Origin of the sequence: Marinomonas flavescens (assembly GCF_004352835.1) — a bacterium.
Taxonomy (GTDB): domain Bacteria; phylum Pseudomonadota; class Gammaproteobacteria; order Pseudomonadales; family Marinomonadaceae; genus Marinomonas; species Marinomonas flavescens.
On sequence record NZ_SJSB01000004.1, the window covers coordinates 275,141 to 300,066 of the forward strand.

At 45.1% G+C, this 24,926-nt stretch carries 21 protein-coding genes and 5 tRNA genes; 17 read left to right on the top strand and 9 right to left on the bottom strand.

The genetic code is table 11. The annotated features are described in order from the left end of the window. The first annotated feature begins 247 nt into the window (after positions 1-247). Both rluC and E0D70_RS06465 read left to right on the top strand, forming a co-directional pair. The gene (gene rluC / locus E0D70_RS06460) at positions 248-1,219 is read left to right on the top strand and encodes a 23S rRNA pseudouridine(955/2504/2580) synthase RluC (RefSeq protein ID WP_133011451.1); all 972 of its coding nucleotides are present in this window, start codon (positions 248-250) and stop codon (positions 1,217-1,219) included. Positions 1,220-1,426: 207 nt separating this feature from the next. After that, positions 1,427-2,893 (top strand): anion permease, encoded by a 1,467-nt coding sequence (locus E0D70_RS06465; protein ID WP_133011452.1) that lies wholly within the window; start codon positions 1,427-1,429, stop codon positions 2,891-2,893. A gap of 102 nt (positions 2,894-2,995) precedes the next feature. Here E0D70_RS06465 and E0D70_RS06470 read toward each other — a convergent pair whose 3' ends face one another. After that, positions 2,996-4,897 carry a PhoX family protein gene (locus tag E0D70_RS06470; protein WP_133011453.1) on the bottom strand — a complete coding sequence of 634 codons (1,902 nt, stop codon included), beginning with the start codon at positions 4,895-4,897 and terminating at the stop codon, positions 2,996-2,998. Positions 4,898-5,130: 233 nt separating this feature from the next. Here E0D70_RS06470 and E0D70_RS06475 point away from each other — a divergent pair, with 233 nt between their 5' ends. Further along, positions 5,131-5,874 carry a CLCA_X family protein gene (locus E0D70_RS06475; RefSeq protein WP_133011454.1) on the top strand — a complete coding sequence of 248 codons (744 nt, stop codon included), beginning with the start codon at positions 5,131-5,133 and terminating at the stop codon, positions 5,872-5,874. Between the two features lie 225 nt (positions 5,875-6,099). Here E0D70_RS06475 and E0D70_RS06480 read toward each other — a convergent pair whose 3' ends face one another. Continuing rightward, positions 6,100-6,798 carry a hypothetical protein gene (locus E0D70_RS06480; RefSeq protein WP_133011455.1) on the bottom strand — a complete coding sequence of 233 codons (699 nt, stop codon included), beginning with the start codon at positions 6,796-6,798 and terminating at the stop codon, positions 6,100-6,102. Positions 6,799-6,962: 164 nt separating this feature from the next. On the opposite strand from E0D70_RS06480, the gene umuD reads away from it, so the two are divergent. Continuing rightward, positions 6,963-7,409, top strand: coding sequence for a translesion error-prone DNA polymerase V autoproteolytic subunit (gene umuD / locus E0D70_RS06485; protein ID WP_133011456.1), 447 nt, complete (start codon positions 6,963-6,965; stop codon positions 7,407-7,409). After that, positions 7,409-8,680, top strand: a complete 1,272-nt coding sequence (gene umuC / locus E0D70_RS06490) for a translesion error-prone DNA polymerase V subunit UmuC (protein WP_133011457.1) — start codon at positions 7,409-7,411, stop codon at positions 8,678-8,680. Before umuD ends, umuC begins: the two co-directional genes overlap by 1 nt. 98 nt (positions 8,681-8,778) lie before the next feature. On the opposite strand, the gene E0D70_RS06495 is transcribed toward umuC, so the two are convergent. Beyond that, on the bottom strand, positions 8,779-9,648 hold the full coding sequence (locus E0D70_RS06495) for a LysR family transcriptional regulator (protein ID WP_133011458.1): 870 nt from the start codon (positions 9,646-9,648) through the stop codon (positions 8,779-8,781). Positions 9,649-9,796: 148 nt separating this feature from the next. Here E0D70_RS06495 and E0D70_RS06500 point away from each other — a divergent pair, with 148 nt between their 5' ends. Next, positions 9,797-10,570 (top strand): sulfite exporter TauE/SafE family protein, encoded by a 774-nt coding sequence (locus tag E0D70_RS06500; RefSeq protein WP_207923221.1) that lies wholly within the window; start codon positions 9,797-9,799, stop codon positions 10,568-10,570. A gap of 246 nt (positions 10,571-10,816) precedes the next feature. Then, positions 10,817-11,902, top strand: coding sequence for a bifunctional transcriptional activator/DNA repair enzyme AdaA (locus E0D70_RS06505; protein WP_133011459.1), 1,086 nt, complete (start codon positions 10,817-10,819; stop codon positions 11,900-11,902). Between the two features lie 117 nt (positions 11,903-12,019). Here E0D70_RS06505 and gcvP read toward each other — a convergent pair whose 3' ends face one another. From gcvP to glyA, 3 genes are all read right to left on the bottom strand, one after another. After that, positions 12,020-14,884 (bottom strand): aminomethyl-transferring glycine dehydrogenase, encoded by a 2,865-nt coding sequence (gene gcvP, locus E0D70_RS06510; RefSeq protein WP_133011460.1) that lies wholly within the window; start codon positions 14,882-14,884, stop codon positions 12,020-12,022. Positions 14,885-14,970: 86 nt separating this feature from the next. Beyond that, a complete protein-coding gene (gcvH, locus tag E0D70_RS06515) occupies positions 14,971-15,354 on the bottom strand; it encodes a glycine cleavage system protein GcvH (RefSeq protein ID WP_133011461.1) in 384 nt (127 codons plus the stop codon). Positions 15,355-15,409: 55 nt separating this feature from the next. Next, a complete protein-coding gene (glyA, locus tag E0D70_RS06520) occupies positions 15,410-16,687 on the bottom strand; it encodes a serine hydroxymethyltransferase (RefSeq protein WP_133011462.1) in 1,278 nt (425 codons plus the stop codon). Between the two features lie 380 nt (positions 16,688-17,067). Here glyA and gcvT point away from each other — a divergent pair, with 380 nt between their 5' ends. From gcvT to E0D70_RS06540, 4 genes are all read left to right on the top strand, one after another. Beyond that, positions 17,068-18,168 carry a glycine cleavage system aminomethyltransferase GcvT gene (gcvT, locus tag E0D70_RS06525; protein WP_133011463.1) on the top strand — a complete coding sequence of 367 codons (1,101 nt, stop codon included), beginning with the start codon at positions 17,068-17,070 and terminating at the stop codon, positions 18,166-18,168. Between the two features lie 96 nt (positions 18,169-18,264). Continuing rightward, entirely contained in the window at positions 18,265-18,807 is a 543-nt protein-coding gene (locus E0D70_RS06530) for an elongation factor P hydroxylase (RefSeq protein WP_133011464.1), read from the top strand. After that, complete coding sequence (locus E0D70_RS06535; RefSeq protein WP_133011465.1) at positions 18,788-19,936, top strand: 4-phosphoerythronate dehydrogenase; 1,149 nt, start codon at positions 18,788-18,790, stop codon at positions 19,934-19,936. The genes E0D70_RS06530 and E0D70_RS06535 overlap by 20 nt, the downstream gene beginning before the upstream one ends. A gap of 27 nt (positions 19,937-19,963) precedes the next feature. After that, on the top strand, positions 19,964-20,686 hold the full coding sequence (locus tag E0D70_RS06540) for a flagellar brake protein (protein ID WP_133011466.1): 723 nt from the start codon (positions 19,964-19,966) through the stop codon (positions 20,684-20,686). 116 nt (positions 20,687-20,802) lie between these two features. On the opposite strand, the gene htpX is transcribed toward E0D70_RS06540, so the two are convergent. Continuing rightward, positions 20,803-21,681, bottom strand: a complete 879-nt coding sequence (gene htpX / locus E0D70_RS06545) for a protease HtpX (RefSeq protein WP_133011467.1) — start codon at positions 21,679-21,681, stop codon at positions 20,803-20,805. Between the two features lie 66 nt (positions 21,682-21,747). Continuing rightward, positions 21,748-22,965, bottom strand: a complete 1,218-nt coding sequence (locus E0D70_RS06550; RefSeq protein ID WP_133011468.1) for a pyridoxal phosphate-dependent aminotransferase — start codon at positions 22,963-22,965, stop codon at positions 21,748-21,750. Positions 22,966-23,035: 70 nt separating this feature from the next. Here E0D70_RS06550 and msrB point away from each other — a divergent pair, with 70 nt between their 5' ends. Beyond that, positions 23,036-23,449 (top strand): peptide-methionine (R)-S-oxide reductase MsrB, encoded by a 414-nt coding sequence (msrB, locus tag E0D70_RS06555; RefSeq protein ID WP_133011469.1) that lies wholly within the window; start codon positions 23,036-23,038, stop codon positions 23,447-23,449. Between the two features lie 68 nt (positions 23,450-23,517). Here msrB and E0D70_RS06560 read toward each other — a convergent pair whose 3' ends face one another. Then, positions 23,518-24,090 (bottom strand): YajG family lipoprotein, encoded by a 573-nt coding sequence (locus E0D70_RS06560; RefSeq protein WP_133011470.1) that lies wholly within the window; start codon positions 24,088-24,090, stop codon positions 23,518-23,520. A 139-nt stretch (positions 24,091-24,229) separates the two neighbouring features. Between E0D70_RS06560 and E0D70_RS06565 the strand changes: the two genes are divergently transcribed. From E0D70_RS06565 to E0D70_RS06585, 5 genes are all read left to right on the top strand, one after another. After that, a tRNA-Glu gene (locus E0D70_RS06565) sits at positions 24,230-24,305 on the top strand. Between the two features lie 56 nt (positions 24,306-24,361). After that, positions 24,362-24,436, top strand: a tRNA-Gly gene (locus E0D70_RS06570). Positions 24,437-24,506: 70 nt separating this feature from the next. Further along, positions 24,507-24,582, top strand: a tRNA-Glu gene (locus tag E0D70_RS06575). A gap of 100 nt (positions 24,583-24,682) precedes the next feature. Continuing rightward, positions 24,683-24,757: transfer RNA gene (locus tag E0D70_RS06580), tRNA-Gly, on the top strand. Between the two features lie 70 nt (positions 24,758-24,827). Beyond that, a tRNA-Glu gene (locus E0D70_RS06585) sits at positions 24,828-24,903 on the top strand. Positions 24,904-24,926: the final 23 nt, after the last annotated feature.

Here is a 24,926-nt window from a genome sequence, read left to right on the forward strand (position 1 = left end):
AACGCGCGGCCGAGCAATTAATGAGATTTCCTTCCCACTGACACAGATTTATCCGAATCATGCGGTTTATTATTTAAGATTAACTGTTACAGAGGTAAGATAGAGGGCCGAAGTGTCGCTTCGGCAGTATTCATTCAATTCTCAGTGTCTTATCTTCGAGGTGTTCTGTTGCCTCTTACCCTCTGTGAATGTGAATATAACAGTAAAAACTAAGTGCTTCAATTATAAAGGAAAGCAATCTTTGGTTATGTCGGACTCAGATCAAAATTCCACAGAGCGACCAGCGGTACGCTATGTGACGATTGACGAGAATAATTCTGGTCAACGAATCGATAACTTCCTTGTTACTCTGCTAAAAGGAGTACCTAAAGGTAAGCTTTATAACCTTTTGCGCAAGGGGGAAATTCGCGTTAATAAAAAACGCACCAAACCAGATTATCGATTGCAGCACGATGATATTGTACGGATTGCGCCTATTGTCTTAGCGCCAATACCGGATAAACCTACCCTGTCAGATAAGCTAAAGGACAGCATAGAGTCTCGTATCATCTATGAAGATAAAGGCCTGATCGTGGTGAATAAGCCTTCAGGGCTGGCGGTACATGGTGGTAGTGGCTTGAGTTTTGGTCTTATCGAAGTGATTCGTCAAATGCGGCCACAAGAAAAGTTCACTGAGCTTGTTCATCGATTAGATCGTGATACGTCTGGTTTGATCATGATTGCCAAAAAACGCAGCGTACTGAAAGAACTGCATACGGCGCTTCGTGAAAAAGAAGGCGTGCAAAAAACCTATCTTGCGTTGGTGTATGGCAGCTGGCCAAAACGCAAACTTCAGGTGAATGCTCCGTTGCTGAAAAACGAGCTGAAATCCGGTGAGCGTGTTGTGAAAGTTCATACTGACGGCAAAGAAAGTTTAACGCGCTTTAAATTGGTTCGTCAATTTGAAGGCTACAGCTTGGTCGAGTGTGAACCAGTAACAGGGCGTACTCACCAAATTCGAGTGCATGCTTTGCACGCTGGGTATCCGATCGTCGGTGATGATAAATATTCTCCGGTTGAATCATTAAAAGAAACCAAAGCCCTTGGCTTTAAACGATTGTGCCTGCACGCAACGCGCTTGGACATCATGCTTAATGGCGAACGCATGTTGTTTGAAGCGCCATTGGACAAAGAATGGCAGGCGTTAATGAATGAAAAATTAGACGCGGTGTTTCCATAAAGCGTCTGACTAACGAAAATTGATCAAAGGAGCGGATAATTATTACCAGATAATTACCCGCTCTTTTTTTTTGCTTTGTGTTTTCTGCCCTTCGTTTGAGCGATGCTCGTTTGAGTGATGCATGTCAGCGCCATGATGGTGAAAAATCGCTAGCATTCAACGACGGTATTCGTCGTTTTTGACGGTCATCTTGGTGTAGGAGTGTGTATGAAGGCGGGTGGTGTCAAAATTGTTCCCGGCATTGTGTCTATTGGCTTGGCATTGTTAATTTGGTTTGTCGTGCCGGTCCCTGAGGGTGTGTCAGTCAATGCGTGGCATTTATTGGCGTTGTTTGTTGCTACTGTGGTTGCCATTATCGGGAAGGTCATGCCGATTGGTGCGTTGGCGATTTTAGCCATCACGCTGGTTGCGATAACGGGGGTGACGAATGACAGCCCCTCAGGCGCTATTAAAGATGCGCTAAGTGGCTTTTCTAATTCTCTTATTTGGTTAATCGGTATTGCGATTGTTATTTCTCGTGGGTTGGCTAAAACGGGCTTGGGCAACCGAATTGGTTATTATTTTATTTCTTTATTTGGTAAAAAAACCATCGGCATTGGTTATGCGCTGGCATTGTCTGAATTGGTGATTGCGCCAGTGACGCCAAGCAATACCGCACGTGGTGGCGGTATTATTCACCCGATTATGAAATCCATTGCCAGTAGTTTTGGTTCTTCTCCAGAAGACGGCACCTCTCGTAAAATAGGCCATTATCTTGCCTTGGTGAATTACCATATAAACCCGATTACATCGGCTATGTTTATTACCGCGACCGCGCCAAATCCTCTTATTGTAAAACTGATTGCCGATGCGACCGGAGCCAGTATTAGTATTTCTTGGGGAACTTGGGCGTTGGCTGCTTTGTTGCCAGGGTTGGTGTGTATAGCCTTGGTGCCTTTGGTGATTTACGCCATTTATCCACCTGAAATCAAAAGTACGCCAGACGCCAGCCGTTACGCAAAATCCAAGTTGGCAGAGATGGGGGTCATGAGTTACGGCGAAAAAGTCATGGTAGCGGTATTTGCTCTGTTGCTTTTGTTGTGGGCTGGCGTGCCGGCCATGTTATTGGGTCCTGAGTTTGCGGTAAACACGACGGCGGTGGCTTTTTTAGGCTTGTCTGTGCTGTTGATTAGCGGCGTCTTGAGTTGGGAGGATGTACTGAAAGAAAAATCCGCTTGGGACACAGTAGTGTGGTTTTCCGCTTTGGTGATGATGGCTACTTTTTTAAACAAGCTTGGCTTGGTGCATTGGTTCTCGACCGTGGTGCAAAGCAATATTGAGCAATTCAATCTGAGTTGGGGAGTGTCTGTCGTCATCTTAGTCGCGGTGTATTTTTATGTGCATTACTTTTTTGCCAGTACGACCGCTCATATCACCGCCATGTTTGCCGCTTTTTATGCCGCTGGGCTGGCTCTAGGCGCACCGCCTTTATATCTTGGTTTATTACTTGCGGGAGCATCTTCTTTAATGATGTCTTTGACTCATTATGCCACCGGCACATCGCCCATCATCTTTGGGTCAGGCTATGTTTCCATGGAAGACTGGTGGATCATGGGCTTTATTATGAGTGTCGTGAATTTAGCCGTCTGGGGAATCGTCGGCGGACTTTGGTGGAAAGTCTTAGGGTATTGGTAATATCAATACAGTCAGTGGTTAATGACGGACAGTAACTGGCTAACAGTAGATTCAATAAAAAGGGTGACCACGAGGTCACCCTTTTTTTATGATTTGTTTACCTTACGACAATTTAGGAATGCCGGTTAGGTAGCCAACCGCTGCGCCGTAACGATCTTTGTAATTGGCGCGAATGTACGGGTCTAATACGTCTTTTACTTTATCATGCAGTGGGCTGCTCCAATCACCTGGGTGTTGGAAGTTGCTCATGATGTAAGTCCAGCCGTTGAGCTCATCTACGGCGTGCAAGCCGGTTGATTCTGCGCCTGCTGGGGTAGATAAAATGCGCGCTAGTTCACCGCTGTCAACGTTATACGCCCACAAGAAGTTATTCACGTGATTGCCGCTGTCTTCACCGATAAATAAGGTGCGCAATGCTTCAGAATACTTAAGGTTATCTGGGTTGGAAATACGGTCTGCATGCGCCGTGTTGCCAAGTGCATCAGGCACCATTAGGTCTTCACCGATCAAGTTCGCTGGCGCTTCCATACGAACCGATACCCATTCGCTGTCAATGGCGTGGCCATGATTGTCTTTTTGACCACCGGTTAGTGTGTGTTCATAAACCGCACCGGCTTTTGGGCCTTCTACATGAATGTCTGTACTGCCATCTGTCATGGTTTTGTAGATGTAAGACATCGCCGAGTAGGCTTTTTTATCTTTGATGTTAACAGTCGTGCCTTCCATTTTAGTGAAGCCTAGAGACGCGCCAATCAAAGCCGCATAGCGGTGAGTTTCTAGGAAAGCGGCTTCTTTTTCCATGCCAGGTTTCAATTTTACCCAGTTGGTTTTTCCGCTGTAGCCAATCTTGGTGAAGCTGGCGTCTTTAGGGTCTTTTTTATGGATTTCCATGATGTCGCTTGATTTTATGCCGGCATCTACAAGGCGTTGGATCTCGTCGCTGTTTGCTTCGCCGAGCTTGATCCACGTTAGGTTGCCTGCGCCCGATCCTTTGCCAGACGTTTGATGCCATTTAGCAGCGTACAATGTACCGGCTGACAGGTCGCGTGGCTTGTCCGCAATAAACATAAACAAGCCGCTGTTGGTGAAATCGTCGCCCATCAATACGGTGCGCTCATCTGGCATGACTTGCACAAGCTCATGAGAAAGTCGTCCCATGCAGTAATGCTTTATGACAGAGCCAGTGCCGTCTTTATTAACGGTAACTTCTGGCATGTGGCCGTAGTTGTAAGGTTTGGCTTTGTTTTCATCGCCAAATAAATTTTTACTGTAGGCTTTGAATTGTTTGTTATCTGGGTCTGAAGCATCTGGCTGATATTCTTCACTGGAAAGGTGAGTGCCCCAAGGAGACAAGCTCGCGCCACAGGTGATCCACAAGCCGCCAACGTTTGAAGTGTCTACGTTGTGGTATTTAACCAGCTTAAGTTCACCGGTTTCTGGATTTTGATCCAAGGTCAGGATGGCAACAGGAGAAGGTAGGCGACCGTACATTTCATTGCCAGCGCCATCGCGACTGGTGTATTCAAACTGCACCACGGCAAAAACATGGTTGCCGTATACGCCAGCGACCTTTGCGTCTTTAACTGTCAGTAGGCTAGAGCCATCGGGACAGTCAGAGAAGAACTGACGATTATTAAAAGTAGGATCTGTAATGGGTTTATTATTGATATCATAATAACCACCCGCAACGAGTGTATTGCCCTGACCATCTGGCACGCGGTCACCCGATACAAAGAAAGCGTGATAATCCAATTTCACTAAGCGGCTAGAGCCATCTTCAAATTTCAACTGCATGGCGGCGTTGGTGTAAGCGGTGGCCATGGCAGCGGGATTACTAAGAGAGGGCGCTGTCATAGGAACAAAGCTGACGGAAGATAAAGGCGCCTCTGTCATATTTTCCGCAAACGCTTTCGCGCTAAACATGCCACCAGCTAGTGGTAGCAATGGCGCGCCAGCCATAAAGCTCAGCATGCGGCGACGGGTGTTATCAATTGACTGACTCATGGTTATTATTCCTTTCTGTATTCAGGGTTTGCCCGTAATAAAGTAAAAAGCACGAAGATATTGGTTTATAACTGCCGATGCAGTAAATCACGTCGGCCATGACGCTTTCGTGACAGCAAAATGATCTTTTTATGTCAGATCAATGAAATAGTCTGAGAGTTAGAAAAGAGAGAGGGCGCGCTAGGTGTGATAATCTAGCGGGATATATTTCATAATGTGTTGGGTGTTTGTACATGAGTTCGGAGTTTGATCGGCCTAATTTTGTGATGATTCGTCGTCAATTTGATTTTCGTGGTATTGAAATGGGTCGCTGGGTAAAACCTGATGAGCGCGATCGAGCGGCGGTGAATTTTTATCAAGCGTTATGCGACTTGATGGACGTGCTGCAGGGGCCTGAAACACTGATTTCATTACGTGGCACCCTAGGGCTTCAATTTGGTAAAGGTGGACGACCCGGCGTGGCGGCCCATTATATGCCAGCCACACGGCAGTTAGCGTTAGCAAAAAATGCCGGCGCGGGGTCGCTCGCGCACGAGTGGTACCACGCATTCGATCATTATATGGGGGACAAAATGTTTCCTGTTTTGGGCGCGCAATCCTTTGCCTCATCCAACTGGCTAACCGCGACTAAGATGCAGCCTCATCCGCTAAACACACTATTAGAAAATTGCTTTAAAGTGATTATGCTCAATGCGGAGGGAACCGCGCCAAGTGCGCTGTTTGATGCTTCGAAACGAACAGATCAGACATTAAATATTGTCTATTACGCCAAGCCAGAAGAATTGTGCGCCAGAGCCTTTGAAGCCTTTATTGAAGACGAAAAGCCCCAAAGTCGTTTTCTTGTGAAAGGCAGTCGCTATTCAGACGAAGCCAAAGCAGGACTCTACCCACAAGGCACGCAGCGTGAACACATAAACGCTGCTTTTAAAGCCTATTTTTCAAGGCTTGGGGCTGCGTTACATCGACAACAGAGTTAATTGCGCCTCGTAAAACTGGGCTTTTTGTGGGGCTTTAAAAAGAACTGTATAAATATGCAGTACCCGCTTTATGTTCTTATTTCTAAATTGCTTGCTACATGAGTCGCGATTCTTCTGAATCAGCTCTAAAAATTATCAATGGTATAGGCAAAAACCTATGAGAATTATAGAGCTCGTCAAAAATGCCTTAGGCTGACTCTTTGAGGAAGGCTAAAGTAAATCTGGTCAAGTAAGATTTGTTTTTTGGACAACGTTCTCGTAAAAGCGTTGCCCAAACTCATTCATTGTTGCAGAGCCTTTGTAAAAATTATTTCCTCCAATTGGTAAGTCTAAGAGGCCTGTGGACATTAATGGCTGAAAGTTGATTTTTGCACTTTCTTCTTTAATCTTTGTTTTCTGACTGGGGTCTGATTCAGCATTTACTCTCTTTAAAAGATTGTAATAATCTTTAAGGGTTGGAATCCCGATATATGGATGTATTTGTTCAATACTAAATAACAAAGTGTTGTACTCATCAGAAGTAAATGATTTGGTTAGAAATGTTGCTTTGAATAGTTGGCCAAGTAGCTTGGCCTTTAGCTCGTTATGGTATCTATCTAGATATAGGATTGTTTCTTCAATAATCTTCTTCTGGTTTTTTTCATTGGATAAATGTGACTGTAATTGTTCCGCTTCAGTTTCACTTAGCTCATTAATTACACCTATAAAATTTGCGAATTTACGTAGAGTGTGAGCATTGTTTATTGCACTGACACCTTTAACGACAGCGATGAGGCTCCCAATTATTGGGATGTCTTTTAGTAATTCGTTGTCATTCATCGTAGATATCACTGTATCTAACGATGCTTCCGCAATGCTTCCTAGAGCGCTTTTAACACTCGATTCACGCGATGCGGCAATTAACCCTTTAGTATGATCTACCATAATATGTTCCTTTGGTTTGCATGTATTGAAATTATCATCCTTATGTTTCTATGTCCCTCATTTCTGGTCTTTAGGTAAAGAGCTCTTCATTTCGCAAAAATTCGCTTGGTCTTTCGTCTTCTCTGAAACTATACTGTATATATATACAGTATTTAGGATGACCTATGCGTGTTTCTTATCTTGGTGTTTCAGAGTCTGCTTCTTTTATTGCTGGTAACAGTGTGCGAATTCCGCTTTATGTGGATTCTGTGTCGGCGGGTTTTCCATCGCCTGCTCAGGACTTTGTTGAAAAATCCTTAGACTTAAATGAGTTCTGTGTGGCTCACCCAACTGCGACGTTTTACGTGCGCGCTCAGGGGGATTCGATGATCGATGTGGGTATCCTGTCGGGCGATGTGTTAGTGGTGGATCGGTCGTTAACGGCGCGCCATGGGGATATTGTGATCGCGTGCATTCATGGGGAAATGACGGTAAAAATGCTGGAGTTAAAGCCAAACGTATTGCTTCGCCCAAAGAACAAGGCCTATAAGGCGATTCCTATTACCGAGGAATCCGAGCTGGAAATCTTTGGCGTGGTGGCGGGTGTGGTTCGTAAGTATGATCGTCATTAATGCAGACTGTCTTTGCGCTTGTCGATTGCAATAACTTCTACGCGAGTTGCGAGAAGCTGTTTCGACCCGATCTGAAACATACCCCTGTGGTGGTGTTATCGAATAACGACGGCTGTGTGGTAGCGCGTTCTAAGGAGGTGAAAGCGCTGGGGTTGAAAATGGCGGTGCCGGTCTTTCAGATTCAAGACGAGATAAGAAAGCACGGCATTGTGTGCTTTTCGTCGAATTACGCTTTGTACGCGGATTTGTCGAATAGAGTGATGACGATCATTGAGGAAGAGGCGCCACGAGTGGAGGTGTATTCCATTGATGAGGCGTTTATGGATTTAACCGGAGTTGACCATGTGGTGGATTTACTCACCTTCGGAAAACAAGTAAAAGCCAAAGTAGACAAATGGACGGGGATTGCGGTGGGTATTGGCATTGCGCCCACCAAAACGCTGGCAAAATTAGCTAATCATGCCGCGAAAAAATACCCAGCCACTGGGTCTGTCGTGAATTTGATGGATAGCGACCGACAACGACGATTGATGGCGCTGGTCGATGTGAGTGATGTGTGGGGTGTTGGTCGACGGACCACTGAGAAGTTGAGAGCAAAGGGTATTCATACCGCGTTAGACTTGGCCGATGCGAACCCAAAAGAAATACGAGCTGGATTCTCGGTTGTGCTCGAGCGCACGGTTCGTGAATTGAATGGTGTCTCTTGTTTGGATTTAGAAAGTATAAGGCCAACCAAGCAGCAAATCATTTGTAGTCGATCGTTTGGTCACAAGGTGACAGACAAGCAAGCGCTGCGTGAGGCCATCGCCAAATACACCACCAGAGCGGCCGAAAAACTACGAGGCGAGCAGCGCCTTTGTCGCGTGGTCAGCGTGTTTGTCCGTACCAGTCCGTTTATTCCCAGTGAACCGCAATACTCACAAACTCAATCGGCAGAGTTGCCCAGCCCAACGGACGACACACGAGATTTATTAGAGGTAACCGATGCTATCTTTCAACAACTTTATAAAGAAGGCTTTCGCTACGCAAAAGCTGGCGTGATGCTTGCGGATTTCTACGAACACGGTGACGTTCAAGAAGATCTCTTTAGGCCATCAACCAATAAGGCCAATTCAAAAGCCCTGATGGGCGTCGTGGACAAAATAAACCACAGCGGCCTCGGCAACGTTTTCTTTGCCTCTCAAGGCGTGTCAGCTCAGTGGTCAATGAAGAGAGAGTACCTATCGCCAGCGTACACAACCAGATGGGAAGAGTTACCAAAGGTTTTTTGATGCGAATGTCACTTTGATGTTTTGTGTGGTTTTATCAATAACTGTATAAATATACAGTTATTGATTTTGGTCTTATGTTCCAGCTTCTAGAGTGCTCGCTACATGATCCGTAATTCGCTCTGAATCAGTTCTAAAAAAGCCTCTTTGGCTTTGTGAAAACCGGTGTTTTTATTCCAGAGAAAGTAGTTTTTGATGGGTTTTAGTTGTTCAATTCGATAGCCCTTGATCCCGCCGATGAGTTTAAATTGTTCATAAATCCCTCTTGGTACCAATGAAATTCCTGCCCCAGAGCTGACACAGCCAAGAATGGTGCCATAACTCGCGATGCTGGTTATTGTGGCGGACACTTGATTCATCTCCAGCCAATTTTCTAATGCTTTGCGATACGGGCAACCTACCGGCCACATGTAGAGGTTTTTGCCGATTAGGTCAGCCGGAGAACGGATGGCGTCAAAGGTCGCTGGGGCGATTAAGAGAATGTCTTCTTGGTAGATTTCGACGCATTGGATATCTGGGTGCACGCTTTTACCAGCGATGATGGCGCTGTCGAGTTCGTGTTTGACCACGGCGGTTTCCAGTTCTTTCCATTTTCCTGTGCTGAATTCAATGTGCACATCTGGATAGGATTGGTGATATTTGGACAGTATTTTAGGCAATCGACTGGTGGCAGAAGACTCAATGGCACCTAGGCTCAAAGTGCCTGTCGGTACACCATCAGAGGTGATGGCGCGTTTCGCCTCCTGACACATAGAGAGAATCTTATTGACGTATTCAAGAAAGATCTCGCCTGCTGGGCTTAATGTGAGTCCTCGACCTTTGCGAACAAACAAAGGCTCTCCTAGCTCTTCTTCTAGATTTTTGATTCGTGTGGTGATGTTCGAAGGAACGCAGTGCAGATGCTCAGACGCCTTGACGATGCTGCCAAGGTCTGCGACCGCTTTAAACATACGTAATTGAGAAAGCTCCATTCTATCGCTCTTTAAAAGTGAATAATTACTTTAATATAAGTTACTTTTATTTAGGTATCCAGTTGATTAGCTTAGCAGGGTGTTTATCCATCAGTGCTCTGATTCTTCTATGCGCTGAGACATTTAGTCTGCTTTTTAGGAGTTAATCATGATTTCTGGTCCTGCCGATATGATCGCGTTAGGTTTGTTTTCTTTTTGCGGTGGGCTTATTGATGCGGCTGTGGGGGGAGGTGGTTTGATACTCTTACCAGCGTTAATACATGCCTTGCCAGAATACGCATTATCAACGGTATTTGGCACCAATAAAGTGGCCGTTTGGGTCGCCGCCGTGACGTCCATTGGCACTTATCTTAAAAAAGTGAATATTGTCTGGAGAATATTACTACCTACGGCCTTGTCAGCGTTTGTGTTTGCGTACTTTGGTGCCATGTCTGTAGCCAGTATTCCCAAAGACAGCATGCAGATCGTGGTGTTTATATTGCTGATTGTGATGGCCGTTTACACCTTTCACAAAAAAGATCTGGGGCTTAGCCATAGAAAGGTAGAAGCCAATGGAAGAAACATAGCGAAGGGGGTCGCGTTTGGTGGTTTGATTGGTTTTTACGATGGTTTATTTGGTCCTGGCAGCGGTAGTTTCCTGATTTTTCTGTTTATTAGAGGGTTCGGTTTTGATTTTTTAAATGCCTCGGTATCGGCAAAACTGGTGAATCTTGGGGCATTTACGGCGGCATTACTCTTCTTTATACCTTCGGGGCATGTGTTGTGGAAAGTGAGCGCGCTCATCGCTGTTTGTAATGTGCTGGGAGCGCTCACTGGTGTGTATTTAGCATTAAGGTTAGGTAGTCAGTTTATCCGTGTGTTGTTTTTAACCCTGTTGTTGTTTTTGATCAGTCGAATGGGATTCACCATGTTATTGGTTTGATGGCAGCCTAATGTTGGCCTTATTATCTGTGATGTTGTTATCCATGCTAGGAGCTAGATTGTTTTCGACTTAGAGTGTCACAGACAAAACATCCGATTCTTGCATTGTGTCGGATTTTATCAGCCGACAACGCAATCAAATAAGTTAGCAATAAACAGATGGTTGCGCGGATTAAAAAATGCTGAAATGTAACCAATAGATTCAACGTAATAGAGTCAACTCCATTGTTTAATCGAGATAGCCATCATGTCCATTCCTTCAGAAACTGAGATGAGAAAAGCTATTGCGGAAAGAGATTCAGCCTTTGACGGGCAATTTCTTTATGGTGTGATCACCACAGGGGTATTCTGCTTGCCCTCTTGTCCGACTAAGGCGGCCAAGCCTGAAAATGTGCGTTTTTTTGCGGACATTGATGCCGCTATGTTGGCCGGATTTCGACCTTGCAAACGTTGTCATTTTGTCGATAAAGATACCCGTACCGACCAGTTGATTGAAATCGCTCGCTATATTGAGTCCTATTCTGATGAGAAGATAACCCTTTCAAGTTTGGCTGAGATTGCCGGTGTCTCCGCCTCAAGATTGCAGCGGCGGTTTAAGGAAGCTTTTTCTATTTCGCCAAAAGCGTATCAAGATGCGGTTCGTTTGCGGTGTTTCAAGCAATCCCTTAAAAACGGTGACGCGGTAACCGATGCCATTTACGGTGCGGGTTTTGGTTCTATTAGTCGAGTCTATGGCGAAGCAGATCGCCATATAGGTATGACCCCAAAGGTTTATCGAACTGGTGGTAAAGGAGAGCGTATTAGCTACGCGTGCCGTAAAACGGCACTGGGGTTAATGATGATGGCAGCGACGGATAAAGGGGTCTGTAGTGTTCAGTTTGGCGACACTGAAAGTGAGCTGGTGGCGGCGCTGAACAAGGAATACCCTAATGCGGAATTGATGCTGTCATCAGCACAAGAAAGTCCTGAGCTCGATCGCTGGATGGAAGCCCTAGATCAGCATGTCAGTCTTGGCGCGCCTAGACCTGATTTGCCGTTAGACATTAAAGGCACGGCTTTTCAAATGAAAGTCTGGCAATTTTTGTTGAGCATTAAAGAAGGGGATGTGATGAGTTATAAGCAAGTAGCAGAGCGCATCGACAGCCCTAACGCAGTGCGGGCAGTGGGCACAGCCTGCGGAAAAAACCTGCTCGGGGTGTTGATACCTTGTCATCGAGTGTTACGAAGCGACGGTGGCTTAGGGGGCTACCGCTGGGGGTTAGAACGAAAACAGTTATTGCTGAAAAAAGAACAGAAACACACAGAAAAGTGCCACCAAGAACGAACGCAATAAATCTAGATGCCTTTAAATTTATAAACATTAAAAAAGGCGACCCAAATCTGGGTCGCCTTTTTGTTTTATACCGTGACGGCGAATGACTTAACGGCTAACGATTTAATTGTTAGCAACTTAGTCTTCGTAGCTGTCGATTGGTGGGCATTCGCAGAACAAGTTACGGTCGCCGTAAACGTTGTCGATGCGGCCCACTGGTGGCCAGTATTTACGTGCTTTGATCCAAGGAAGTGGGTAAGCCGCGTCTTTACGAGAGTAGGCGTGAGTCCATTCCATATCCAGCAAAGAGTCTGCTGTGTGTGGTGCGTTAACCAATGGATTGTCTTCCACTGGCCATTCACCATCTTGTACACGGCTGATTTCGTTGCGGATTTGAATCATCGAATCACAGAAACGATCTAGTTCTTCTAGATTTTCAGATTCCGTTGGCTCTATCATCAAGGTGCCGGCAACTGGGAAAGACATAGTTGGCGCGTGGAAACCAAAATCCATCAAACGCTTAGCGATGTCTTCTTCACTGATTCCAGACTCTGCTTTTAGCGGACGAATGTCGATAATGCATTCGTGTGCAACGGTGCCGTTTTTGCCTGTGTAAAGCACTGGGTAATGCTCGCCTAGGCGCTTGGCAATGTAGTTAGCATTCAAAATGGCATTAAAGGTCGCATCGCGCAGCCCTTGGTCGCCCATCATTTTAATGTACATCCAAGTGATGACAAGAATGCTTGCACTACCATAAGGCGCAGCAGAAACAGCACCATGTTGCTCTTGCATGCCCATGACGGGTTCAACAGAATGACCCGGTAAGAAAGGCGCTAGGTGAGATTTGACACCAATTGGCCCCATACCAGGGCCGCCGCCGCCGTGTGGAATGCAGAAGGTTTTGTGTAGGTTAAGGTGAGAAACGTCCCCACCAAAAGCACCAGGAGGCGCAATGCCTACCAAGGCATTTAGGTTGGCGCCATCGATGTACACTTGACCGCCAAAGTTATGCACTATGTCACACACTTCACGGATGTGTTCTTCAAATACACCGTGTGTGGATGGGTAAGTCGCCATGATACAGCTTAGTTCAGCTGCGTGTTTTTCTGCTTTGGCAGCGAGGTCTACAAGGTCGATGTTGCCATCTTCATCGCATTTTACAATGACGACTTTCATACCAGCCAATGCCGCAGAAGCAGGGTTAGTGCCGTGTGCTGAGCTTGGGATTAAACAGATATTACGATCGTGGTCACCACGAGATTTGTGGTACTTATCAATGGCGATTAGACCAGTGTATTCTCCTTGGGCACCTGAGTTAGGCTGCAATGATACTGTGTCATAGCCTGTTGCTTTTGACAGCATGGCGATCAATTCAGCAAGCAGTGTATGGTAACCCGCCGCTTGTTCTGTTGGTGCAAATGGGTGGATGCCACCAAATTCTGCCCAAGTCACAGGGATCATTTCAGACGCGGCGTTCAGCTTCATTGTGCAAGAGCCAAGCGGAATCATGCTTTGGTTAAGCGCAATGTCTTTCACTTCAAGTTGGTGCATGTAGCGCATCAACTCAGTCTCACTATGGTGAGAGTTAAATACTGGGTGCGTTAAAATAGCGTCTTGGCGTAATAGCGCCGCATCAAAGCCTGTGCTAGCTGCCGTCGCGTCTATGTCTTCTTGAGACAAAGAGAAACCGAAACAGTCAGCAAGGTCGATTAAATCTTCGCTGGTGGTTGTCTCACTAAAGGAAATAGAAAGACGACTTGCAGACGTGTGGTGTAAGTTTATTAACTTAGACTGAGTTGCAGCAATGATGTCTGCGGTTTTTTCATTGGTGTCTACTACGACCATGTCAAAGTAGTTGGCATTGGTTGTAAAGCCATTGGCTTGTAAGGCTGTTGCAAAGCAATTGGCATAAGCGGCTACGCGAGAAGCGATTTTCTTCAAGCCTACAGGGCCGTGATAGACCGCATAGAAACCGGCCATCATGGCAAGTAAGGCTTGAGCCGTACAAATGTTCGACGTCGCTTTTTCGCGGCGAATGTGTTGCTCGCGAGTCTGCATTGCCATGCGTAACGCAGGTTTACCGTGGCTGTCTTTGGAAACACCGATGACGCGGCCAGGCATAGAGCGTTTGAATGCGTCTTTGGTTGCTAAGAAGGCAGCGTGAGGGCCACCAAAGCCCATTGGAACACCAAAACGCTGAGTGTTGCCGAATACAATGTCAGCACCCATATCGCCAGGGGATTTCAATAATACTAATGCAAGCATATCGACGGCAATACTGGTTAACGCGCCTTGTTCATGGGCTTGTGCCACAAGATTGGTTAAATCGGTTACTTCACCGTTAATACCTGGGTACTGGAAAATAGCCCCAAATACATCATGACTTGCAAGATTGTCGTTGGCATCCACTATCACGTCTATGTCTAGAAGTTCGGCGCGGGTTTTTACCACGTCAATCGTTTGAGGTAATAGTTGATCGGAAACAAACAGGGCATTGCTCTTTTTGCGGTTAGAACGCTTCATCAGCGTCATGGCTTCAGCTGCGGCAGTTGCTTCATCAAGCAAAGATGCGTTCGAGATTTCCATGCCCGTTAGGTCGATAATGACTTGTTGGAAGTTAAGTAGTGCTTCCAAGCGACCTTGAGATATTTCTGGTTGGTAAGGCGTGTACGCTGTGTACCAACCAGGATTTTCTAGTAAGTTTCTTAAAATAGGTGATGGCACAAGTGTGTCGTGGTATCCCATGCCAATAAAAGAACGAGCTACTTTGTTTTGGCTCGCTATGACTTTTAGCTGGCGTAATGCATCGCTTTCACTAGAAGGCTTAGCAGAAAGGTCAAGGTTTACTTGGCGAATTGCTTGAGGAATGGTTTTTTCAATCAAAGCGTTAAGAGAATCAATGCCAATGGTGTTGAGCATGATGGTACGTTCTGAATCGTCTGGGCCAATATGGCGCGCGATAAATTCGTCATTGCTTAGCAAATCACGGATACACGAAGTCATGATTTATATCACCTATTAAGAAAACATGAAGGAGTAGGCTCTCTTGCTAGCGCCTTGTGGGCTCAGCAAGAGAGTAATGAACTGTGTTATTCGATTGTGGCAGCGTAACCATCAGCATCAAGTAGTTTGCTAAGGTCTGTGCCTTCAGCTAGCTTGATTTTCGCTATCCAAGCACCTTCAAAAGGTGATTCGTTAATAAGTTCTGGTGCATCATCAAGGTTAGTATTCACTTCAATGATTTCACCTGAGACTGGTGCATAAATGTCAGAGGCCGCTTTAACAGACTCAACAAGAGAGAATTGTTCAGTCGCAGTGACTTCTAATCCTACTTCAGGTAATTCGACATAAACTACATCGCCCAAAAGGTCTTGTGCGTGATCTGTAATGCCAACAGTGACAGTACCGTCTCCATTATCAAGAACCCACTCATGGGAGTCAGCGTATTTAAGATTTTCTGGAATTGTGTTCATGAATGATGCCTCTTTTTAAAAAAATACCCGAGGGGGTTGCCCTCGGGTAGATGATTTAGCGGTACAGTGGAAAACGCTTACAAAGTTCTTTAACTTCAGCTAAAACGCGAGCTTCAACTTCTGGGTTACCGTCTGGATTGCCCACTAGGCCGTCCAGAACATCACTGATTAAGTGACCCACTTTGCGGAATTCTTCTTCGCCGAAACCACGAGAGGTTGCGGCTGGTGTTCCTAGACGGATACCAGAAGTCACCATTGGTTTTTCAGTGTCGAATGGAATGCCGTTTTTGTTACAAGTAATACCCGCGCGTTCAAGCGCTTGATCAGCAACGTTACCTTTAAGGCCTTTAGGGCGAAGGTCAACCAGCATCAGGTGAGTATCCGTACCGCCAGTAACAACATCACAACCGCGTTCCATCATTACAGCAGCCAACGTTTTTGCGTTAGCGACTACTTGCTTGATGTAGTCAGTGAATTCTGGTTTCAGTGCTTCGCCAAACGCTACTGCTTTACCCGCGATGACGTGCATCAATGGACCACCTTGATAGCCCGGGAAAACAGCGGAGTTGATTTTTTTGCCAAGAGCAAGGTCATTGGTCAGTATCATGCCGCCACGAGGACCACGTAATGTTTTGTGTGTCGTCGTTGTTACTATGTGTGCGTGTGGTAGTGGCGATGGATGAACTCCAGTCGCTACTAGGCCAGCAATGTGAGCCATGTCTACGAACAAGTAAGCGCCGACTTTGTCTGCGATTTCGCGGAAACGTTTAAAATCAATTTCACGAGGAATAGCAGAACCACCCGCGATGATCATTTTAGGTTGGCATTCGATTGCTTGTGCTTCAATCGCATCGTAATCGATCAATAGCGTTTCAGGGTTAACGTCGTATTGTACGGCATTGAACCATTTGCCTGATTGCGCTGGCGCAGCACCGTGCGTTAAATGACCGCCTGAAGACAAGGTCATACCCATGATGGTGTCGCCTGGCTGTAGCAATGCAAGCATTACTGCGCCGTTCGCTTGAGCACCAGAATGAGGTTGAACGTTAACAAACTCACAGTTGAACAATTGTTTAGCGCGATCAATGGCAAGTTGTTCTGTTACGTCGACTGCTTCACAACCACCGTAGTAACGGCGAGTAGGGTAGCCTTCAGCGTATTTATTCGTTAGTACGGAGCCTTGAGCTTCCAAGACAGCTTTAGAAACAATGTTTTCAGAAGCTATCAATTCGATACCAGTTTCTTGACGCTCTTGTTCTTCAACAAGGGTTGCGAAAAGTTCTGGATCGCGATCAGCCAAAGATTGACTGAAAAAGGCTTCGGTATTTGCCATGGTGTATTCCTCTTAAATAAACAGTATTGCCCAATTAAAAACGCAGAGTCTTTTATATAATAACACTAGGGCAGTTTAAGATGATGAAAAAAGATCATCTTTCTAAGAGCGTCGATAATTGTCTGCTTCGCGCCAATTTTTCGTATCATATCGAAAAAGTTTCCAATTGGAAACATTTGGAAAAGATGTATTTTAATATCTTACGGTAGAATATAAGTATTATATTTGACCGATTGTTTAGGTTTTTAGTTAATTTAACGCTCATAATTTGATTTTTTATAAATTTAAATGACCTTATGACTTGTCAATTCGGTTGTAATTTAGATAATCTGTTTCCAATCGGAAACTTCCACTCATCGACCCAATCAAAGGTTTATCTTATGAAACGTACTTCTCTTTATGCACAACACATTGCAGCGAATGCCAGAATGGTTGAGTTTGCTGGTTATGAGATGCCAGTTCAATACCCACTAGGCGTTAAAAAAGAGCATTTATGGGTGCGTGAAAATGCCGGTTTGTTCGATGTTTCACACATGGGGCAGTTGATTTTAAAAGGTAATAAGGTAAAAGAAGCGTTTGAGAAAATTGTACCCGTAGATGTTTTGGGCTTGCCTGAGGGTATGCAACGTTATGGTTTGTTCACTACGGAAGAAGGCACCATTACCGACGATTTGATGTTTGCCAACTGGGGCGACGATTTATTTGTGGTCGTGAACGCGGCTTGTAAAGACCAAGATATTGCTCATTTGAAAGCATCATTGTCAGATTGCGAAGTAGAAGTAATAGATGATCGCGCTTTGTTAGCGATCCAAGGCCCTAAAGCGCGAGCAGTATTTGCTCGTTTGATTCCAGAGGCGAGCAACATGACTTTTATGCAGAGCCTTAAGTTTGACTGGCAAGGCGTGGAGTTGTGGGTGAGTTGTTCAGGTTATACTGGCGAAGATGGTTATGAGGTCTCTGTGCCAAATGATCAAGCGGAAGCCTTTGCTGCGACTTTGTTGGCATTTGAAGAAGTTGAATGGATTGGCTTGGGGGCACGAGACTCTTTACGACTAGAAGCGGGCTTATGTCTTTACGGTCATGACATTGATACCACGACGACTCCTGTTGAAGCCTCTTTGAATTGGGCGATTCAGCCTATTCGTCGCTTAGACGGCGCTCGCGAAGGGGGATTTACCGGTGCAGATATCATTTTGCCACAGTTTGCTAATAAACCCGCTCGTAAGCGTGTTGGCTTTTTGGTCGATGGTAAAGCGCCAGTACGCGAAGGTGTGCAAATTGTTAACCAAGCAGGCGACGAAAAAGGGTTGGTAACAAGCGGTGGTTTTTCTCCTTCTTTATCTCAGCCTATCGTCATGGCCTATGTGTCAACTGAGGCTCTTGCTAGTGAAGAACCTTTGTTTGCTTTGGTGCGAGGTAAAAACATTCCTCTTATATTAACTAAAATGCCATTTGTCCCTGCTGGGTACTTTCGCGGCTAACTAGTAAAAGCTGCTATGTAAATGTCGCGACGGTGGCGTTTACATAGCGCCACTTTTACAGATATGTAATAATCCCGTCTTTTTGGGGGATTAGCGTTGTTTACTGCTACACAGCTGATTGATGCGTTTGACGCCTGCTTTCTTTCCAGTTACCACACCAAATTAATTGGCGATGCGGATGAGCCGCTTTACGTACCCTCAAAGGATGTAAATACCCCCGCTTTTCTATATTTTCGATTTGATTACCCTTCCAGTGCATTGCATGAAATTAGTCATTGGTGCCTTGCGGGGAAGCAGCGTCGTCAACTTGAAGATTATGGCTACTGGTATGAGACCGACTCGCGTTCGCTGGAGCAGCAAAAGCTGTTTGAGCGCGTAGAAGTTAAACCTCAGGCAATTGAATGTATTTTTCACTGGGCGGCTAATCTGTCTTTTCGCGTTAGTGTGGACAATCTTGCTTTACCCGAATACGACGCAAAACCTTTTCAGCGAGAAGTTTCTCGTCAAGTGGCTGAGTATATTGGCTCTGGCCTACCTGAAAGGGCGCTCACTTTTGCCAAGTATCTCCATGCCCAGCGCTTACCTGATACCGATTTTAATCACTTTATAAAGAAACAATATGAAAATAATAGCCGATGAAAATATGCCCAATGTGGCAAAACTTTTTTCTTCTTTTGCTGGTGTCGAATTGGTGAATGGCAGGACACTGACTAATGCTCAAGTGAAAGACGCTGATGCGCTGCTGGTGCGTTCAGTTACTAAGGTAAATCAAGCGCTATTGGAAGGCAGCTCCGTACGGTTTGTGGGCAGTGCTACGATTGGTGTTGATCATATCGATACAGACTATCTTGCGCGTCAAAATATCGCCTTTACCAGTGCGCCTGGTTGTAATGCAGAAGCGGTAGCAGATTATGTATTTAGTGCGCTTGGGTATTTGTCCCTGAGCAAAGAGCTTACTTGGTTAAATAAAAAAATTGGTGTGATCGGTTACGGCAACGTTGGCAAAATTGTTTATGATCGATTTGTCGCGTTAGGGTGCAATGTGTGTGTTTATGATCCATTCAAGCAGGCCGCTGCAATGGACTTAGAAAACTCACAGACTAACTTTGTTTCGTTAGAGGCCGTATTAAGTTGTGAGGTTGTTTCTTTGCACGCTCCATTAACTAAAACAGGAGCGCATCCAACAGAAGGTATGATTAACGCGAGTTTATTGGCGCGTGTGTGTGCAGGAACGACTATAGTCAGTGCGGGGCGGGGCGGTGTCATTGATGAGCAAGCGCTGAAAGATCTTCATACAAGACTGAATGGCAATCTTAATTTGGTACTCGACGTATGGCACGGTGAGCCTATTATCGATTTAGCTACATTAGCGATTGTTGATATTGCGACACCGCATATTGCGGGTTACAGTAAGCAAGGGCGCGAAAAGGGTACTTGGATGGTTTATAAGGCTTTTTGTGAGCATTTCGGCTTTACTGAATACCTTAGCCTTAACGATGCGGTTACAGATGGGCGAATACGATCCATCAATATAAAAGAAGATCTGATAACCGAAGAGTTGCTGGCTCGCTCGATGCATGCCATTTATGATGTTGCTAGGGACGACGCTAGGCTGCGTGGTAAATTTCGTGGTAATGCGGATCAGTCAACATTTGACTGGCTTAGAAAACATTATGTCGAAAGAGATGAGTTTAATACTTGTGTTATTCTTAACGATGGGCAAGCTGCAATTAAAACACTGCAAGCCATTGGCTTTAAAGTGAAATAATAATTTTAACAAAAAAATGGGCTGCTGATGGCTGGCGTTATACAGGTTGACTTAGGTGATCTAGATGTACCGATTGGTACGATCGTTCAATTGGAATTTATTACGCCTCCAGCAAGACATATGGTGAAAGTGCTTGGGGCAATTCCTGGGCGATCTTTGATTGTCTCTTGTCCGACATCTAAAGGGCGTAAAATATTTGTACGTGAAGGGCAGGCGGTCAATGTTAGATTGATGCTCGGCACGGCGGTATGTGCTTTTTCTAGTCGTGTTGCTAAAAGCTATCTTGAGCCAGCGGCGCATCTTCATTTATCTTATCCTGCCTATGTGGAAACATCTGTTGTTCGAGAAACGGTTCGCGTAGAAACAAGGCTTATTTGTAGTCTTGAGCCGAATCAGTCCCTGAATACAATCCCCGAGGCCACTTCTGGGATTATTGTTGATATGAGTGCGGGCGGCGCTAAGTTGATTTCTAAAGAGGATTTTGGTGCCGTAAAGCAAAAAATGCGATTAGCAATGAATGTAGAAATTAGCGGTTACAATCACTTTTTTAAGATTAGTTGTGAAATTCGCTCACAGGAAATTCAGATGCTCGAGCAATTGCAAGCAACCCTTGTCGACAATGATTTCTTATCGAGAATGGACTCAGAATATTTCTATGTTTATGGGCTTAGGTTTGAGGATCTAAATAAAGAAATTGTCATTCCATTAACGGCCTTTATTTTAGAGAATCACAAGAAAAAAGCTCGTTAAGCTTTTTCTAAGGCATATTTTTCGCCAAAACCGCCATTTATATATGCGTAAAAAAACCAGCTAGTTAGCTGGTTTTTTTGTGGTTCGACAAATGTACTTGGCTATATAGTTAACGCTTACAGTGCCTGTAGGGCTTGAATGCGCTTTTCAATGGGTGGGTGACTTGAGAACAATTCACCTAACGTTGGCTTCTTGCCTCTGTTAATGCCGAAGGCCATCATGGAATCAGGCATATGACTTTCTTCATGTTCTTGCTGCAATCTTGCCAGCGCAGCAATCATTGCGCCCTTGCCAGCAAACTTAGCGCCGGCTTCGTCTGCTCTAAATTCACGAAAACGTGAGAACCACATGACAATCACTGAGGCTAGAATGCCAAAGATGATTTCAAAAATAAATGTGGCAATGTAATAACCCCATCCGACAGATCCTTCATCATCATTTTTGCGTAGGAATTGATCAACCGCGTAGGCAGCGATACGAGCAAAGAACATAACGAAGGTGTTTACTACGCCTTGTATTAGACTCAGGGTTATCATATCGCCATTGGCTACATGGCCTATTTCATGAGCCATTACTGCTTTGATCTCGTCGGGTGGGAAGCGATCCATCATGCCGCTAGAAACGGCAACGAGCGCATCGTTTTTATTCCAGCCTGTCGCGAACGCATTGGCATCATGAGAAGGGAAGATAGCGACTTCAGGTGTTTTAATTCCAGCTTCACGTGCAAGTTCAGTGACTGTGTTAATCAGCCAAACTTCTTTGTGATTGCTAGGTTGCTTGATAATGACAGCGCCAGTGCCGCGCTTAGCCATGAACTTGGAAAGTAGCAGTGAAATGATGCTGCCAGTAAAACCAAAGACACCACAAAAAATGAGCAAGGAAGAGAAGTCCAGCCCATTACTTGTCATATAGCCGTTTACGCCTAATAGGCTGAGAATAATCCCCGCAACCACCATAACGGCGATGTTGGTCAACAAAAATAGAATGATGCGCATACTCATGCTCCTAGAAATACAGTTAGGAGCATGATAGGGGCATAAAGTTCAATTACAAGCGGCGTGTTAGCGTTTTCTTAATCGTCCTAGGAAGGCGTCAAAGCGCTCCATAGCAGGTGTCAAGTCTTCAGCGTGGGGCAGAAAGACAAAGCGCACATGGTCGGGTGTAGGCCAATTAAAACCAGTGCCTTGAACAATGAGTACTTTTTCTTCTTGTAAGAAGCGTAATACTAGATCCATATCGTCTGTTATTTTATACATACTAGGATCGAGTTTAGGGAAAAGGTACAGCGCGCCTTCGGGTTTATGGCAACTTACGCCGGGAATAGCGTCGAGCGCCTCCCAAGCCACCGCGCGCTGTTCATAGAAGCGCCCGCCAGGGATGATTAGGTCGTTAATGCTTTGGTAGCCACCAAGAGCGGTTTGAACGGCGTGTTGGGCAGGCACATTCGCACACAGACGCATGGAGCTAAGAATGTCTAACCCATCAATATAATCACTGATGCCACTTTTATCCCCTGTTATTGCCATCCAGCCCGAACGAAAACCAGCCGTGCGATAGACTTTAGATAATCCACCAAAAGTAACGCAAGGCATACGACCTTCTGTGAGCGTGCTTGTAGGGATGTGTTGCGCGCCGTCATAAAGGATTTTGTCGTAAATCTCATCAGAGAAAATCAGCAGTTTGTGCTCTTCGGCAATATCAATGATGGCGTCCAAAATGCCTCTTTCGTACACGGCACCGGTTGGGTTGTTTGGATTTATAATGACAATGGCTTTAGTTTTATTTGATATTTTCGAGCGAATATCCTGTATATCTGGTTGCCACCCAGCACCTTCATCACAATGGTAGTGTTTTACGTATCCGCCAGATAATGTGGCAGCAGCGGTCCATAATGGGTAATCAGGAGCGGGTATAAGTATTTCATCACCGTCATTTAATAATGCTTGCATGGCCATAACAATAAGTTCGCTAACACCATTCCCCATCCAGACACTGTTCACATCGGCTGATTTCACGCCGAGGGCTTGGTATTTTTGCATGACGGCTTTTCTAGCAGAATAAAGTCCTTTTGATTCGCAGTAGCCTTGTGCTGTAGGTAAGTTGCGAATAACGTCGACTAAAATCTCATCGGGCGCTTCGAAACCGAACGTTGCAGGGTTGCCGATATTGAGTTTAAGTATGCGTTGGCCTTCTTCTTCCATGCGCATGGCTTCTTTTAAAACAGGCCCGCGAATTTCATAGCAGATGTTTGCCAATTTATTGGATTTGCGAATTTGCACTGGATTTCCTTGTTATAACAGGGGGGTAGGCGAATATACTAACTCTACACCTTACTTTGGAGCATTCAAGATGAGTGATAAAGATAGTAATAAAAAAGTCATTAAGTCTGAAGATGAATGGCGTGAAGAGCTTCCAGAGGAAGTTTTTAATATTGTTAGATTAAAAGGGACAGAGCGTCCCCATACCGGTAAGTACGATAAGTTCTATGAACCCGGGGAATATCGTTGTCGTTGTTGTGGTAGCTTGTTGTTTGATTCGGGCGAAAAATTTAATGCAAGTTGTGGTTGGCCAAGCTTTTCAAGTGGTCATTTGGAAAATATCGAAGAGCGTAGTGATAATTCTTGGCGAATGCAGAGAACAGAAGTTGTTTGTGCGACATGTGATGCACACCTAGGGCATGTTTTCGAGGATGGCCCGCCACCGACAGGGTTGCGTTACTGCATTAACTCTGCGTCTTTACTCTTTAAAGAAGAGGAAAGTTAAACATCGGAGTGAAATATGGTTGTATATAAGAAGGCGCTCATGATGAGCGCCTTTTTTTTATCTAAAAACTACTTTTTAAGCAGCGCTATAATATTTTGATCATTTAGCAGGCGGTTAACTGTTTTGCTGGCTAACTCGTTCATGTCATTTTGAACGGCGCTTTGATAAGGAAGGGTGCCGTATTGCTCCACTTTCTGAGAACCAAAGTTTGCTTTATAGGTTTGTCCTTTAGCATTTACCGTAGCGGTTAATTGAAAATTAAGTGTGGCCGTTGTTTTGATGCTCTTTGCTTGTGTTGTATAGCTCATCTTTGTAATGACAACATTAATCTCGGCTGGTGGATAAACACCTTGATCTGGTGTGAAGCCTAATTGCGTTAATCCATTGATAATACTTTTATTGACGCTTTCTTTGACATCGTTAGTGGTGAATATATCTGCTCGCTCATTTAATCCGGTTTTGATAGCACCTATATGATTACCTAATTGCGTGCTGGTGGTGACTTTGATTGCTCTGTCATTTTGTAAGTGAGCTTCCTTTACTGATGCCGTTGGTTCGATTTGAATGTAGTGTGTTGTTGTACAACCAGCGAGCAAAACAGTTGCGAAGGATAAAGGTAATAAAAGGCGAACTTTAAACATAAGTGGCTCCAAATTAGACAATGTCTTTGTAAAACAAGTTGTTGTTAGCTTAACTTAACAGATAAATTAAAAAAACTGTTGATTTTCAGAATAGTAACAGTAATATACGCACCCGCTCACACAGCAAGTTTAAAACGTTGTCCCGTTCGTCTAGAGGCCTAGGACACCGCCCTTTCACGGCGGTAACAGGGGTTCGAACCCCCTACGGGACGCCATCCTTTCAAACGGACGGTTAGTTTACTTTGAAAAGCTTGATTGTGAAAAGTGTTTTGCGGGAATAGCTCAGTGGTAGAGCACAACCTTGCCAAGGTTGGGGTCGCGAGTTCGAGCCTCGTTTCCCGCTCCATCTTCTTAATAGAGGATGTGACTGACAAAGTGTCATGGTAAATAGTTATAGCACTAAAAAAGCTAATTGTGTCCCGTTCGTCTAGAGGCCTAGGACACCGCCCTTTCACGGCGGTAACAGGGGTTCGAACCCCCTACGGGACGCCACTTTCTCTTTTTGTTTATAAAGAGAAGTGCATTGAAACGTGAAGTTAAGCAATGCTGTCATTCACTGCTTTATGCGAATAAAGAGTAGGGTGTACATAATGCGGGAATAGCTCAGTGGTAGAGCACAACCTTGCCAAGGTTGGGGTCGCGAGTTCGAGCCTCGTTTCCCGCTCCATCTTCTTAATAGACGATGTGACTGACAAAGTGTCATGGTAAATAGTTGTAGCACTAAAAAAGCTAATTGTGTCCCGTTCGTCTAGAGGCCTAGGACACCGCCCTTTCACGGCGGTAACAGGGGTTCGAACCCCCTACGGGACGCCACTTTCTCTTTTTGTTTATAAAGA

Coding starts and splice junctions, on each gene's coding strand:
- rluC (WP_133011451.1), top strand. CDS start 248: ATGTCGGACTCAGATCAAAATTCCACAGAGCGACCAGCGGTACGCTAT.
- E0D70_RS06465 (WP_133011452.1), top strand. CDS start 1,427: ATGAAGGCGGGTGGTGTCAAAATTGTTCCCGGCATTGTGTCTATTGGC.
- E0D70_RS06470 (WP_133011453.1), bottom strand. CDS start 4,897: ATGAGTCAGTCAATTGATAACACCCGTCGCCGCATGCTGAGCTTTATG.
- E0D70_RS06475 (WP_133011454.1), top strand. CDS start 5,131: ATGAGTTCGGAGTTTGATCGGCCTAATTTTGTGATGATTCGTCGTCAA.
- E0D70_RS06480 (WP_133011455.1), bottom strand. CDS start 6,798: ATGGTAGATCATACTAAAGGGTTAATTGCCGCATCGCGTGAATCGAGT.
- umuD (WP_133011456.1), top strand. CDS start 6,963: ATGCGTGTTTCTTATCTTGGTGTTTCAGAGTCTGCTTCTTTTATTGCT.
- umuC (WP_133011457.1), top strand. CDS start 7,409: ATGCAGACTGTCTTTGCGCTTGTCGATTGCAATAACTTCTACGCGAGT.
- E0D70_RS06495 (WP_133011458.1), bottom strand. CDS start 9,648: ATGGAGCTTTCTCAATTACGTATGTTTAAAGCGGTCGCAGACCTTGGC.
- E0D70_RS06500 (WP_207923221.1), top strand. CDS start 9,797: ATGATTTCTGGTCCTGCCGATATGATCGCGTTAGGTTTGTTTTCTTTT.
- E0D70_RS06505 (WP_133011459.1), top strand. CDS start 10,817: ATGTCCATTCCTTCAGAAACTGAGATGAGAAAAGCTATTGCGGAAAGA.
- gcvP (WP_133011460.1), bottom strand. CDS start 14,884: ATGACTTCGTGTATCCGTGATTTGCTAAGCAATGACGAATTTATCGCG.
- gcvH (WP_133011461.1), bottom strand. CDS start 15,354: ATGAACACAATTCCAGAAAATCTTAAATACGCTGACTCCCATGAGTGG.
- glyA (WP_133011462.1), bottom strand. CDS start 16,687: ATGGCAAATACCGAAGCCTTTTTCAGTCAATCTTTGGCTGATCGCGAT.
- gcvT (WP_133011463.1), top strand. CDS start 17,068: ATGAAACGTACTTCTCTTTATGCACAACACATTGCAGCGAATGCCAGA.
- E0D70_RS06535 (WP_133011465.1), top strand. CDS start 18,788: ATGAAAATAATAGCCGATGAAAATATGCCCAATGTGGCAAAACTTTTT.
- E0D70_RS06540 (WP_133011466.1), top strand. CDS start 19,964: ATGGCTGGCGTTATACAGGTTGACTTAGGTGATCTAGATGTACCGATT.
- htpX (WP_133011467.1), bottom strand. CDS start 21,681: ATGCGCATCATTCTATTTTTGTTGACCAACATCGCCGTTATGGTGGTT.
- msrB (WP_133011469.1), top strand. CDS start 23,036: ATGAGTGATAAAGATAGTAATAAAAAAGTCATTAAGTCTGAAGATGAA.
- E0D70_RS06560 (WP_133011470.1), bottom strand. CDS start 24,090: ATGTTTAAAGTTCGCCTTTTATTACCTTTATCCTTCGCAACTGTTTTG.